The sequence below is a fragment of the Streptomyces griseoloalbus genome (genome assembly GCA_014650015.1).
Lineage (GTDB): Bacteria > Actinomycetota > Actinomycetes > Streptomycetales > Streptomycetaceae > Streptomyces > Streptomyces griseoloalbus.
In genome coordinates this window covers 20,064-33,795 of the sequence record BMUD01000038.1, presented here as the reverse complement: position 1 = coordinate 33,795, position 13,732 = coordinate 20,064, and the positions used below count along the sequence as shown (strand labels likewise).

General features: G+C 72.7%; 7 protein-coding genes and 1 pseudogene. 4 read left to right on the top strand and 4 right to left on the bottom strand.

The window, feature by feature from the left end:
- The 3 genes and pseudogenes from IE178_RS33900 to IE178_RS33890 all read left to right on the top strand — a co-directional run.
- Positions 1-193 (top strand): annotated as a pseudogene (locus IE178_RS33900) (ABC transporter ATP-binding protein); the annotation flags it as partial.
- A gap of 128 nt (positions 194-321) precedes the next feature.
- Positions 322-2,520, top strand: coding sequence for a CDP-glycerol glycerophosphotransferase family protein (locus IE178_RS33895; RefSeq protein ID WP_193514926.1), 2,199 nt, complete (start codon positions 322-324; stop codon positions 2,518-2,520).
- On the top strand, positions 2,508-4,190 hold the full coding sequence (locus IE178_RS33890) for a glycosyltransferase (protein ID WP_193514925.1): 1,683 nt from the start codon (positions 2,508-2,510) through the stop codon (positions 4,188-4,190). The genes IE178_RS33895 and IE178_RS33890 overlap by 13 nt, the downstream gene beginning before the upstream one ends.
- A gap of 16 nt (positions 4,191-4,206) precedes the next feature.
- On the opposite strand, the gene IE178_RS33885 is transcribed toward IE178_RS33890, so the two are convergent.
- From IE178_RS33885 to IE178_RS33870, 4 genes are all read right to left on the bottom strand, one after another.
- Positions 4,207-5,727: a hypothetical protein gene (locus tag IE178_RS33885; RefSeq protein WP_193514924.1), complete on the bottom strand. Its 1,521-nt coding sequence runs from the start codon at positions 5,725-5,727 to the stop codon at positions 4,207-4,209.
- 220 nt (positions 5,728-5,947) lie between these two features.
- A complete protein-coding gene (locus tag IE178_RS33880; RefSeq protein ID WP_193514923.1) occupies positions 5,948-10,900 on the bottom strand; it encodes an NAD-glutamate dehydrogenase in 4,953 nt (1,650 codons plus the stop codon).
- 465 nt (positions 10,901-11,365) lie between these two features.
- Positions 11,366-12,034, bottom strand: coding sequence for an HAD family hydrolase (locus IE178_RS33875; RefSeq protein ID WP_193514922.1), 669 nt, complete (start codon positions 12,032-12,034; stop codon positions 11,366-11,368).
- Between the two features lie 46 nt (positions 12,035-12,080).
- The gene (locus IE178_RS33870) at positions 12,081-12,587 is read right to left on the bottom strand and encodes a DUF6912 family protein (RefSeq protein ID WP_184766646.1); all 507 of its coding nucleotides are present in this window, start codon (positions 12,585-12,587) and stop codon (positions 12,081-12,083) included.
- A gap of 317 nt (positions 12,588-12,904) precedes the next feature.
- Between IE178_RS33870 and IE178_RS33865 the strand changes: the two genes are divergently transcribed.
- Entirely contained in the window at positions 12,905-13,708 is an 804-nt protein-coding gene (locus IE178_RS33865; protein ID WP_438874438.1) for an Rv3235 family protein, read from the top strand.
- Positions 13,709-13,732: the final 24 nt, after the last annotated feature.

The following is a 13,732-nucleotide window of genomic DNA, read 5'->3' as shown; positions in this document are numbered from 1 at the left end:
CAAGTCCATCCGCGACACCTGCGACCGCGTGCTGTGGCTGGAGCGCGGCGAGCTGCGCATGGACGGGCCGACCGACGAGGTGCTCAAGGAGTACGAGGCCTTCACCGGCGGCACGGAGAAGGCCCGCAAGCCGGAACCGAAGCCCAAGCCCCGGGCCGAGCCGGAAGGGGCGAAGGTCCCGCTTCCCTCGTGAGGCGAGCGAGGGTTCCGCCTCCCTCGTGAGGCGGACGCCCGCGCGTCCGCGCAGCCACTTCGTCGTATTGGTGCCAATATGACCGAAGCGGAATGTCCGGAGCGACGAGCAGCCGAAGGAGCCCCGCGATGCCCGAACTCAGCGTCATCGTCCACGGGCCGAACACCCAGGACCATCTGACCGGCCTCCTCGACTCCCTCGCCGCCCACCCCCTCCCGGACACCGAGATCGTCGTCGCCGCCGTCGGCGACTGGGCCCGCCGGACGGCGCAGCGGCACTCCCCCCACGTCCAGGTGGTCCCCCTGCCCGACGGCACGTCCGACGCGGCGGCCCGGGCGGCGGGGGCCGCGCGGGCCACCGGCCACTGGCTGCACTTCGTCCGCGCCAAGGACGGCCTGCCCCCCGGCAGCCCGCGCACGGTCGCCGAACGGGTCGCCGACCTCCCCGGCACGGTCGACGTCCTGCTCCTCGACCACCTCCGCAGCACCTGGCACAGCTCCGGCCTGCCCTCGGCGGACGGCCCCCTGCTCGCCCGCGCGGGCCGCACCGACGTCGCCCTCGACGACAGCGCCTACCTGCTGCGCCTGACCCCACTGCTCGGCACCCGCGTCCTGCGCGCCGGCTTCTGGCGGGCGCACGAGGAAGCGCTCACCACCGACGACGAACCGCACGCGGCCCTCGCCGCCCTCCTGCTCGCCGACCGCGTCGCCTGCCTGCCGCACGTCGCCCACGAGGACCGCCGGCTGCGGCCCGCCAGCCTCCCCCCGGTCACCGCCGAACAGCGCTACGCCCTCGTCGACCGCTACGAGAGCCTCCTCGACCTGGCCCGCGAACGCCCCGCCGTCTACACCGTGCTCTACGAGATCATGGTCCGCGACTGCCTGCGCACCTTCGCCCGCAGCGACATGCCCGACCAGGTGGCCAAGGAGTTCTTCCACCGCGCCTCGGTCGCCGCCCTGCGCCGCCGCCCCGAGGGCCACCGGCGCCCCGCCGGCCTCGAGGGCATCCGCCGCTCACTCCTCGAGGAAGGCGCCTACACCAAGTACCGCGCCTTCCAGAAGGCCAACCGCACCCGCCGCACCGTGCGCTCCACGGTGCGCACCGGCAGGCACCGGCTCGCCACCCAGGTCCGCGACCTCCAGTACCGCAAGGCCCTGCACCGCCCGGTCGACCCGCATCTGGCGGTGTTCGCCGCCTACTGGAACCGCGGCGTCGCCTGCAACCCGGCCGCGATCGCCGCCAAGCTCGCCGAACTCGCCCCGCACCTCCACCCCGTGTGGGTGGTGACCGGCCGGAACGCGGCCCTCCTCCCGCCCGGCACCGACCACGTCGTCCCCGGCACCCGCCGCTACTGGGAGGTGCTCGCCACCGCGAAGTACCTCGTCAACAACGTCAACTTCCCGAACGCGGTGGTCAAACGCCCCGACGCCGTCCACCTCCAGACCCACCACGGCACCCCCCTCAAACGCATGGGCCTGGACCAGATGCCGTACCCGGCCGCCGCCCGGGGCCTGGACTTCGCCGCCCTGCTGGAGCGCGTCGACAAGTGGGACTACAGCCTCTCCGCCAACAGCCACACCACCCGCATGTGGGAGAGGGCGTACCCGTCCCGTTTCGTCTCGCTCGACTACGGCTATCCGCGCAACGACGTCTACTACACGGCCGGCGCCGACGACATCCGCGCGATCCGCGAACGCCTCGGCATCGCGCCCGGCCGCCGGGCCGTCCTGTACGCGCCCACGCACCGCGACTACGAGGCCGGCTGGACCCCGCGCGTGGACCTCGGCGCCCTCGCCGACCGCCTCGGCGAGGACACCGTCCTGCTGGTGCGCGGCCACTACTTCTACGAAGGCGCCGCCTCCCCGCTGACCGGCCCGCGCCGCTCCGGCCGCATCGTGGACGTCTCGTCCTACGACCCGGTCGAGGAGCTGTGCCTGGCCGCCGACGCCCTGGTCACGGACTACTCGTCGATCATGTTCGACTACGCCAACCTCGACCGCCCGCTGATCATCCACGCCGACGACTGGGAGACGTACCGCACCACACGCGGCGTCTACTTCGACCTGATGGCCGAGGCGCCCGGACCGGTGGCCCGCACCCAGGAGGAACTCACCGAGATCCTCACCACCGACGCCTGGCACGACGAGAGCGCGGCGAAGACACGGGCCGTCTTCCGGCGCCGGTTCTGCGAGTACGACGACGGCCGCGCCGCCGAACGCGTCGTACGCCGGGTCTTCCTCGGCCAGGACGAGGCGACCCTGCCCCCGGTGCTGCCGGTCGAGCAACGCACCCCGGCGCCGAGCCCCGAGGAGGCATGCCCGTCATGACCACCACCGGGACCCCCGACGTCACCGTCACGGTGATCGTCCACAACGACGCCGAACGCCTCCCCCGCGCGGTGGAGTCCGTCCGCCGCCAGACCCACCGCAACCTCGAGATCGTCATCAGCGACGACCACTCGACGGACGACACGCCCCAGGTGGCGCAGGCCCTGGCCGCCCTCGACCCGCGGATCCGCCATCTGCGCCTGCCGGAGAACAGCGGAGGGTGCAGCGCGCCGCGCAACCGCGCCCTGGAGATCGCGCGGGCGCCCTATCTGATGTTCCTCGACAGCGACGACGAACTCCCCGCGGAGTCGGTCGCCTCCCTGCTCGCCGCCCACCGCGAACGCGACATCGACTTCGCGATGGGCGCCGTACGGCGGATCCGCGTGGACACCGGCCGCCGCTCCACCTGGATGCCGCACCTCGTGCGCGAACGCCGCACCCTGGACGGCATCGAGGCCGACCCCCGGCTGTTCTTCGAGCACCTGGCGACCGGCAAGATGTACGCCCGGGCCTTCCTCGACCGGTACGACCTGCGTTTCCCCGAGGGCATCCACTACGAGGACCAACTGTTCTCGGCCCAGGCGTACTGCCTGGCGAAGCGGTTCACCGTCGTCCCGGAGCCGGTGTACCTCTGGTACGTCGCCCCGTACGCGGGCTCGGCGGCGGCGTCCATCTCCAACCAGCGGCATCTGCTCACCAACGTCCGCGACCGGATCCACGTCCAGCGGCTGATCGACGCCTTCCTGGCCGAGAGCGGGCACGAGGCGCTGCGCGAGGACAAGGACCACAAGTTCCTGAAGCACGACTTCCGGATGTACGCGGGCGATCTGCCCTACCGGGACGAGGAGTGGCTGGACACCTTCGCCGACCTGGTGAACCCGTACCTGGCGACCCTGTCGCCGGGCGCGTACGCCCGGCTCCCGCGCGCCGAACGGGTGGTGCTCCAGCTGATCCGTGACCGTCGTCTGCCCGAGGCCCGGCTGGCCGCCCGTGGCCTGGGCCACGCCGTCGCCCCGCGGCAGGTGGCCACGGACGCGGACGGCCGCACCTACTGGGGCGAGCGCGTCCCCCGGTCCGCCGACGCCCGCCGCGAACTGGACCTGACCGACCTGGACCTGGACACCCGCCCGTTCTTCGGCGCCCGGTTCCGCCACGAGATCACGGAGCTCGGCCGCGGCCCGGGCGCCTGCGTCGACCTGACCGTGCGGACGTACGACCCGGCCCTGCGCCTCCCGGTCGGCCCGCAGCGCGCGAGCCTCCTCGTCTCCCCCGGCCGGCACCGCCTCACCGTCCCCTTCCGGCTCTCCCCCGTCCGCCCCGGTGTCTTCGAGGGCCGGGTCCGCCTCGACCCGGCGACCGCACGCCTCCCGGTGAGCGGCTTCGCCGGGGTGCGTCATCCGCTGGTCGTCCTCACCTGCCGGGGCCAGGGCAACCGGGGCATCCTGCTGGCGCCGCTCGCCTTCCCGCCGTCGACGGCCCGCGTCCCCTACCACGGCGGTGCCTCCCCGCACCTGCTCACCGTCGAGCCGGAGGGCCACACACCCGGCCGCCTCCAGCTCCGCTGGGAGCCGGTGGGCCTCACGGCGGCCGTCCTGCGCCCGGTGGTCCGCCTCCTGGACCGCCCCCGGGTGCGCCGCACGGCCCGCCTGGTGGCGAGCGCGCTGCGGTGAACACCGGCGCGGTGGCTCACGGCACCGCGTAGAGCACCTGGCCGTCCGGGCCCCGTGCCACCGCCCGTAGTCCGGTGCCGTCCAGGGCGCCGGTCCGGTCCACCACCCACCGCACCCCGTACTCCCGCTCTATCCCCCGCCGCACGGACTCCGGTGTCCGCTCCGCGAAGTAGGTCCCCGTGGCCGTCGTACGGCGTTCCTCGTCCGGGAGGAAGAAGTCGGGGTAGCCGGGAGCGACCGTGTAGGGGCCGTACGCCGGTATCTGGCGGGCCGGGCGCCCCTCGGCCAGGACCACGTCGCCGTAGCGCACCCACGGCGTGATCCAGTGGTATCCCGTCCACGGCGGCCGGTATCGGTCCTCCACCGCCTGCGGCAGGGCACCGCGCGGAACCACGTACCCGAGCGTCCCCGCCTGCGCCCACCCGCCGAGCAGCAGCGCCCCGGTGAGCAGCGCCGCCCAGCCGGCACGCAGCCGACGGCGCCCCGCCCCGACCGCCTCCAGTGCCACCGCGAGCTGCGCCGGGACGACCGCGGCGGGCAGTGCCCGCCCCCACGAGTAGTGGCCGCTCAGCCACCCCGCCCCGACGACCAGCACCCCCAGGGCGAAGAAGACCACCAGCGGATCCCGGCGGTCGCGCCGCCACCTCGGGACCAGCGCGGCCACGCCGAGCAGCACCAGCCCGAACCGTGCGACCGGGTGCCCGTACAGCACCCGGTGCACCGGCTCCAGTCCGTCCCCGGCGCCGAACAGCGCGAAGAAGTCGTAGTACGGCCATGCCCACAGCACCACCGCCCCCGCCGACAGCCCGGCGACCGGCCGGAGCCACGCCGTGCGCCGGGGCCGCGCGGCGAGCACGGTGGCGACCGCGCCCGCCGTGGCCACCACGCCCGAGAACTGGTGACAGAGCAATATCACCGCCCACAGGACCCCCAGACCGAGCCACACCCCCCACCCGGCCGCGCCGCGCACCGCCCGCGTCAGCCACGCCCAGAAGTGGAAGGCGAGCCCGAGGGTGAAGGTGCTCGGGTACGACACCGTCAGCGCGAGCGAGTGGAGCCCCGGGAAGCCGCTCCACAGGAACGGCGTCGTGCCCCACAGGAGCAGGAGGCTCAGCAGGGCGAGCGCGGGCGCGGCCCGGTGCGCGCTCAGCGTCCGCACGTACCGCCACACGCCCGTCACCAGCAGCGCCAGTCCGGCCGCGGCGGCCAGCCGCAGCACCGCGAACACCGGCAGGTCCGTCACCCGGGCGACGGCGCCGAGCAGCAGCATCCACGGCGAGTAGTACGGGCTCGGCGTGTCCGCGTCCACCAGGGGATTGCCGGGGTCGAGCGGGCTGTGCCGCAGACGCTGCACGGTCGCCGCGTGCATGCCCAGGTCACCGACCCACGGGAGCCGCACGACCACCAGGACCAGCAGGACGAGGACGAGTCCCGCGGCGACCGGGGCCGCGGTCCGGCCGGCGGCCGGCGGACGGACGACGGCGTGACGCGCACCGGTCCTCCCGGGCACGGGGGACGACGAAAATCGGACAGTCACATATGAGGCTTAACCCGGAAGAGCGCCCACCGCATCACCACCGATCCCCACCTGAGGCACCACCACCGGAAAATCAGGGCCAGGCGGCACAACCGGTCACCACGGCCGGGCACCACAACGGCGCGAGGGGCGCCCCGGCCCCGACGGCCGGAACGCCCCTCGTCCGCGTGCTGCGCGACCCGCGCTGTCCACGCCTCGCGCGGACGACGACCCGCGTGTCCTACGAGTGCGACCGCAGCAGCGTCCGCATTGTCCGCATCGCCACCGACAGGTTGGCGAGATCGAACGTGTCGGAGCCGTGGATCTCCTCCAGCGTGGTGCGGGCCCGGCCCAGCAGCGCCGCGTTCTTCTGCTCCCACAGCGCGAAGCGCTGCTGCGGCGTCGACGAGCCGTTGCCCGCCGCCAGGACGTCCGCGGTCACCGCCGCGTGCGCCGCGTACAGGTCCTCGCGGATCGCCGCGCGGGCCATGGACTGCCAGCGGTCGGCGCGCGGCAGCTCGATGATGCGGTCCATCAGCTGGGTGATGCGCAGCCGGTCGGCGAGGTCGTAGTACACCTCGGCGACGTCCAGCGGCTCCTTGCCCATCCGGTCGGCCACCGACACGATGTCGAGCGTCGGGAAGGCGGAGGAGAACCCGGCGACCCGGGTGGCCGGATCGTCCGGGACGCCGACCCCGCTGAGCTCGTCGTAGATCCTCTGGTACCAGTCCAGGTCCGCGCCGCGCAGCAGCTTCGGCAGCTGCGACCAGACCTGCTCGACGCGCTCGGCGAAGAACTCCACCGTCTCCTGGAGCTCCAGCGGCTGCGGCCGGTTGTTGAGCAGCCAGCGCGTGCCGCGCTCCACCAGCCGGCGCGAGTGCAGCCGGATCCGGGTCTGGACCTCCGCGTCGACCTTGTTGTCGAGCGCCTCGACCCCGTCCCACACCACCGAGGAGCGGAAGATCGCGCGGGCGGCGGTCTGCGCCCGGACGATCTCCTCCAGCGACGCGCCGGTCTCCTCGCGCAGCCGGTGCAGATACGTCGTACCGCCCGTGTTGACCGTGTCGTTGACCAGGACGGTCGTGGTGATCTCGCGGCGCAGCGGGTGGCTGTCGATGTGGTCGCCGAACTGCTCGCGCAACGCCGTCGGGAAGTAGGCGTGCAGCAGGACCTTCAGATACGGGTCGTCGGGCAGCGAGGTGTGCAGCAGCTCCTCGGCGACCGTGATCTTCGTGTACGCCAGCAGTACGGCCGTCTCGGGGCCGGTCAGGCCCTGCGCGGAGCCGAGCCGCTCGCGGATCTGGCGGTCGGTGGGCAGGAACTCCAGGGCCCGGTCGAGGTGGCCCTCGCGCACCAGGTGCTTCATGAAGCGCTGCTGGGCGTGGAGCATGTCCTTGGACTGGGCCAGCGCGTTGGCGATGGCGGTGTTCTGCGCGTAGTTGTTGCGCAGCACCAGCCGGCCGACCTCGTCGGTCATCTCGGCGAGCAGCTTGTTGCGCTGCTTGATCGTCATGTCGCCGTCCGCGACCAGGCCGTTCAGCAGGATCTTGATGTTCACCTCGTGGTCGGAGGTGTCCACGCCCGCGCTGTTGTCGATGGCGTCGGTGTTGATCCGGCCGCCGTGCAGCGCGAACTCGATCCGGCCGAGCTGGGTCAGGCCCAGGTTGCCGCCCTCGCCGACGACGGCGACCCGCAGGTCCTTGCCGTCGACCCGGATGGCGTCGTTGGCCTTGTCCCCGACGTCGGCGTTGGACTCGGTGGACGCCTTGACGTACGTACCGATGCCGCCGTTCCACAGCAGGTCCACCGGCGCCTTGAGGATCGCCTTCATCAGGTCGGCCGGGGTCATCTTGATGACGCCGGGCTCGATGCCGAGGGCCTCGCGGATCTGGGAGTTGACCGTGATGGACTTGGCGGTACGCGGGAAGATCCCGCCGCCCGCCGACAGCAGCTCGGTGTTGTAGTCGGCCCAGGAGCTGCGCGGCAGCTCGAACAGGCGGCGGCGCTCCGCGTAGGAGACGGCCGCGTCCGGGTTCGGGTCGATGACGATGTGCCGGTGGTCGAAGGCGGCGACCAGGCGGATGTGCTCGCTGAGCAGCATGCCGTTGCCGAACACGTCACCGGACATGTCGCCGATGCCGACGACCGTGAAGTCCTGGGTCTGGGTGTCGACGCCCAGCTCCCGGAAGTGCCGCTTGACGGACTCCCAGGCGCCGCGGGCGGTGATGCCCATGCCCTTGTGGTCGTAGCCCGCGCTGCCACCGGAGGCGAAGGCGTCACCGAGCCAGAAGTTGTAGCTCTCGGCGACCTCGTTGGCGATGTCGGAGAAGGTGGCGGTGCCCTTGTCGGCGGCGACGACGAGATAGGTGTCGTCCTCGTCGTGCCGGACGACGTCCGCCGGGGGCACGACCTCGCCCGCCACCATGTTGTCGGTGATGTCGAGCAGGGCCGAGATGAACGTCTTGTAGGAGGCGATGCCCTCCGCCATCCACGCGTCGCGGTCCACGGACGGGTCCGGGAGCTGCTTGGCGACGAAACCGCCCTTGGCGCCGACCGGCACGATGACGGTGTTCTTCACCATCTGCGCCTTGACCAGGCCGAGGATCTCGGTACGGAAGTCCTCCCTGCGGTCCGACCAGCGCAGACCGCCGCGCGCGACCTTGCCGAAGCGCAGGTGCACGCCCTCGACGCGCGGCGAGTACACCCAGATCTCGAACGCCGGGCGGGGCGCCGGGAGGTCGGGGATGGCCTGCGGGTCGAACTTCATGGAGACGTAGTCGTGCGGCGTGTCGTCGCTCGCCTCCTGGAAGAAGTTGGTGCGCAGCGTCGCCTTGATGACGGTGAGGAAGGAACGCAGGATGCGGTCCTCGTCCAGCGAGGCCACCTGGTCCAGGGCGGCGTCGACCTCCTCCAGCAGCGCGTCCACCAGCTCGTACCCGGCGCGCTGCCGGTCCGGCGACATCCGCGCCTCGAACAGGGAGACGAGCAGCCGGGTGGTGTGGACGTTGGTGCGGAGGGTGTCCTCCATGTAGTCCTGGCTGAAGGTGGAACCCGCCTGGCGCAGGTACTTGGCGTACGCCCGCAGCACCATGGCCTGGCGCCAGGTCAGCCCGGCGCCCAGTACGAGGGCGTTGAAGCCGTCGTTCTCCGCCTTGCCGGTCCAGGTCGCCGCGAAGGCCTCCTGGAACCGCTCACGCGCGTCGTCACCGAGGTAGTCGACGCCGCCGCCGGCCGCCTTGGGCATGCGCAGACCGAAATCGTAGATCCAGGCCACGCTGCGGTCGGAGCACCGCAGCTCGTACGGCCGCTCGTCGACGACCTCGACGCCGAGCCGCTGGAGCACGGGCAGCACCGCGGAGAGGGAGACGGCCTCCCCCTTGCGGTAGATCTTGAAGCGGCGCTCCTCGGGGGCCGCGCCGACCGGCTCGTACAGGCTGAGCTCGAAGTTCCGCTGGTCGTCGAGCTGTTCGACGCGGGCCAGGTCGGCGACCGCGCTGCGCGGGGAGTGGTCGGCCTTGTAGCCCTCGGGGAAGGCGCCCGCGTAGCGGCGCAGCAGCTCGGCGGCGCGTTCCTCGCCGAACTCGGCGTTCAGCGCCTCCGCGAAGCCGTCGGCCCAGGAGCGGGCGGCCTCGACGAGCCGCGCCTCGATGCGCTCCTTGTCGGCGTCGGAAAGCTCCGGCAGTTCGGTGCCCTGCGGGACGCGGACCACGAAGTGCAGCCGGGAGAGGACCGACTCGGTGTTCCAGGCGGTGAAGTCGACGCTGATGCCGCCGAGTTCCTCCTTGAGGATGTCGATGATCCTCAGGCGCACACCGGTGGTGTAGCGGTCGCGCGGCAGGTAGACGAGGGCGGAGTAGTAGCGCCCGTACTCGTCCTGGCGCAGGTAGAGCCGCAGCCGGCGGCGCTCCTGGAGGTAGAGCACCGAGGTGACGATGGGCTGGAGCTCGCCGGCCGGGGTCTGGAACAGCTCGTCGCGCGGGTAGGTCTCCAGGATCTGCAGCAGATCGCGCCCGTCGTGGCTGTGCGGCGAGAAGCCGGCGCGCTCCAGGACCTCCTCGACCTTGCGCCGGATCACCGGCACCCGGCGCACGGACTCGGTGTAGGCGGCGGACGAGAACAGTCCGAGGAAGCGCCGCTCACCGACGACATTGCCGTCCGCGTCGAACTTCTTGACGCCGATGTAGTCCAGGTACGACGGCCGGTGGACGGTGGCCCGGCTGTTGGCCTTGGTCAGCACCAGCAGCTTGTGCTCGCGCGCCTTCGCCCGGGCGTCGGCGGGCAGCCGCTCGAAGGACGGGCTGACCGGGTGGCTCTCGTCGGTGGCGTGGTGCGGGTCGGAGCGCAGGATGCCGAGGCCGGTGCCGGGGACGGCGCCCAGCGAGTCGTCCTCGCGCAGCTCGTACTCGCGGTAGCCGAGGAAGGTGAAGTGGTCGTCGGCGAGCCAGCGCAGCAGCTCGCGGGCCTCCTCGACCTGCGGCGCGGGCAGGTCGGCGGGGACGGGCTCACCGGGCAGCGCCTCGGCCAGCCGGGTCGCGGCCTGGCGCATCTTGCCCCAGTCCTCGACGGCCTCACGGACGTCGGACAGGATCCGCAGCAGGTCGGCGGTGATCTGCTTGAGGTCGCCGCGGTCGGTCTCGCGGTCGATCTCCACATGGATCCAGGACTCGACGTGCGCGTCGTGCGGGAGGTCGCGCGCGTCGTGCGGGAGGTCGCCGCCGGCCGAGGTGGGCAGCACCTCGATCAGCTTGCCGGTGACGTCCCGGCGCACGACGAACTGCGGGTGGATGACGACGTGGATGCCGCGGCCCTGGCGGGTCAGCTCGTTGGTGACGGAGTCGACCAGGAAGGGCATGTCGTCGGTGACCACCTCGACGACGGAGTGGCTGCACGTCCAGCCGTTCTCCTCGACGGTCGGGGTGTGGACCCGGACGTTGGCGGTGCCCTGGGGGCGGCTCTCGGCGAGCCGGTAGTGCGAGACAGCGGCTCCGAAGATGTCGACCGGGTCGCGGTCGGCGAGGTCCTCCGGTGCGGTGTGCAGGTAGTAGCGCTGGAGGAACGCGAGCACGGAGTCCCGGTCGGGCGTGCCCTCGTCCGTCGTCCCAGTCGGTAGTTTCCCCCCGGCCGGGCTGTTCTCAGCTACCCGGGCCGCCCTGTCGAGCAGCTCGGCCTTGGCTTCGTCCAGCTTGGTCTGCATGGTCCTCTGGCTCCTGTCGCGCGCCGTTGCGTGACGTAGAAGAAAGTACGGTCTCTGACCTCGTGGTGCGGTGAGACGACGCGGGGTGTCCGGTCTGTGCCGACGCTATGCCGCAAGGTGAGATGAGCGGGGGCTTCTCGGCCTCATTCGACGCGCCCGACGGGTGTGACGCTGCTCTCCGCGACGCCTGCTCCCTGGGGGTGCGCCGCGACCCGTGCCGCCCGCGAGGATCAGCGACCGCCACCCGGTCACGGATGTCGTCCGTGCACGCCGGGCGCACAGCAGGGACACCGAGGTCCCCGCGAGCTATCGCGCTGATCACGCCACCAAGGCTATCGCTCCTTGCGGGGGGCCCGTCATGAGCCGTATGTGTACAAAACCGGGGGCGGAACTTTGACGTTCTGCACAGTGCGCTTCGCCCCTCCGGCCTCTTTACTCCCTCTTCGACCCTTTCGGCCCCTTCGGTCAGGCCGACGCCAGGCGCTCCGCCTCCGCCACCGCTTCCCGCAGTGTGTCCACCACCGGGACTCCCACCGCTTCCAGGCTGGCACGGCCGTGGGAGCCGCCGGTGTAGAGCACGGCCTGCGCTCCCACGTGCCGTGCGGCCAGCGCGTCGTCGGCCGCGTCACCGATCACCACCGTGCGCGCCGGGTCCACGCCGGTCAGCGCGCCGAGGTGGCGCACCATGTGCTCCGCCTTGCTGCCCCCGGACGGTCCGGTCCGCCCGTCGACCCGTATGAAGTGCGCGTCGATCCCGAAGTCCCTCACCAGCGGGACCAGGTCCTCGTGCCCGTACATGCTGAGGATCGACTGACTGCGCCCCGCCGACGCCCACCCCGCGAGCAGCTCCACCACGCCCTCGGCGAGCCCGCACCGCACCCGGTGCTCCGTGTAGTAGCGGTGGAAGGTGGCGTCCATCAGCTCCCACTCGGCCCCGCTGGGCTGCCGCCCCATCAGCCGCTCGTAGAACCTGGGCACCGGCACGCAGTACAGCTCCCGGTACCGCTCCAGCGTGATCGGCTCCAGACCCAGCTCGGCGAATGCCGCGTTCGTCGCCCCGATGACCGCGTCGACATCGTGGAACAGCGTGCCGTTCCAGTCCCAGACGATGTGCGCGTCCCTGTGCGTCCCCATGCCCGAAAACGTACCGGCCCCCACTGACATCCGGGAGTACGGCGGCTCAACCCACCAGGTGGGGGATCTCCTGCGTGGCGTACCACAGCAGTTCGTGGTCCTCCGCCCCGTCCACCACGAACTGCGCGTCGTCGTCCCCGCCGTCCGCCGCGGGCAGCGCGTCCGCGGCGGCCGTCACGTCCGCCTCCGCGTCCGCCGCGTCCACGTGCACCGCGGCCGCCTTGGCCAGCCGTACGGTCCCGGCGACCCGCACCTCGCCGAGCGCGGCCGGGTCGAGGCCCCGGTCCGGGTCGGACGAGGCCGCGTCGTCGGACACGTCCACGGCGACCACGACCCGGCGCCGCGGCGCACCGGCGTCCGCCGCCAGCAGCCGCAGGGAGGCCAGCGCGGCGCGGCTCAGCGCGGCGTACTCCAGCTCCTCGATGTCGTCGGAGAGGTACCACTCGCGCAGCGCGGGGGTCACGGCGTACGCGAGGAAGGGCCCTTCCACCAGCTCACCCGTCTTGTACGCCTCGGCGAGCCCGGGGAGGGTCAGGGGGACGTAGACGCGCATGTCGGCCGCTTTCGTGGTGATCCAAAAGGGTCTTCAGGATACGTGGGGCGTCCCCCATCGGGTCCCCGCCCGCACCCCCGACCGCGTCCACTTCCGTCCGGGAACTCACCCGGCCCGCCCGCCCGGGCACACGCCCCGGGGCCCGCGGATCACCCGGATAAGTGAACTCCGCTGCCGTCCCGGCCGGCCTCCCCTCTCCTTGCCACCGCCTTCCCCCGCCCCGTACAAGATCCCCAACCACGAAGTTACTGCCCGGTACCACCCGGCTTCCCGGCCGTCACCGGGCCCAGTCGAACGGGGTCCCCATGCACAAGGTCATGACCAGGGCACAACACCGCACCGGCACCCGTCCCCCCACCCGCCGCGACCCACGCCGCCCGAGCGCCACCACCGCACCCCGCACCCCCGCGGGGAAGCCCACTCCCGCCCCGTGCCCCGACGCGGACCACCCGTCCTCGTCCCCACCCCACCTCCCCACCGGGAGGCCCGCTACCGCCCTTCTCCCCGAGGCCGGCCACCCGTCGGCGCCCGCGCCCGGCACCGGCACCGGCACCACCCCACCCCGTGTTCCCACCGGCCGGACGGCTCCCGCGCCCTCGCCCGGAGGAGGCCGGCCGACGGCCGCCGCTCCCGCCACCCGGCCCGCCGACAACCGCCCGACGTCCCGGACGGCCCGGGGCCTGCGGCCGGCCACGCCGGCCGCGTCGTCCCTCAGTGCCCGGGAGACGCGGGCCACCCGCCCCGACCGGTCCGCGCACCGGCCCGTCGTCCCCCAGCCCAGCCCCACCGACCGCTTCGCCGAGCTGCTCCTCGCCGTCCTCAGCGGGCAGCGCCCCGTCCACGCCATGCTGCGGCACACCGCCGGACGGGCCTACGACGAGCTGGTGCGGCTCGCCGAGCGCGGGCCCCTGCGCACCCGCGGTGTCCGCCCCGTCGTACGCGACATCGGCTACTTCGAACCCCGGGAGGGCGCCATCGAGGCGTTCGCCCGGATCGGCGCCGGGGACAGGCTGCGTGCCATGGCGTTCCGGCTGGAGCAGGGCCGGGACCTGCGCTGGCGCTGCACCGCGGTGGAACTGGGCGGCCCACGCCCGCCCCGCACGGACACCGGCCCGCGCTGAGCGCACCACCGGACGCCCGAGGGC

Coding starts and splice junctions, on each gene's coding strand:
- IE178_RS33875 (WP_193514922.1), bottom strand. CDS start 12,034: ATGGGGACGCACAGGGACGCGCACATCGTCTGGGACTGGAACGGCACG.
- IE178_RS33880 (WP_193514923.1), bottom strand. CDS start 10,900: ATGCAGACCAAGCTGGACGAAGCCAAGGCCGAGCTGCTCGACAGGGCG.
- IE178_RS33890 (WP_193514925.1), top strand. CDS start 2,508: ATGCCCGTCATGACCACCACCGGGACCCCCGACGTCACCGTCACGGTG.
- IE178_RS33865 (WP_438874438.1), top strand. CDS start 12,905: ATGACCAGGGCACAACACCGCACCGGCACCCGTCCCCCCACCCGCCGC.
- IE178_RS33870 (WP_184766646.1), bottom strand. CDS start 12,587: ATGCGCGTCTACGTCCCCCTGACCCTCCCCGGGCTCGCCGAGGCGTAC.
- IE178_RS33895 (WP_193514926.1), top strand. CDS start 322: ATGCCCGAACTCAGCGTCATCGTCCACGGGCCGAACACCCAGGACCAT.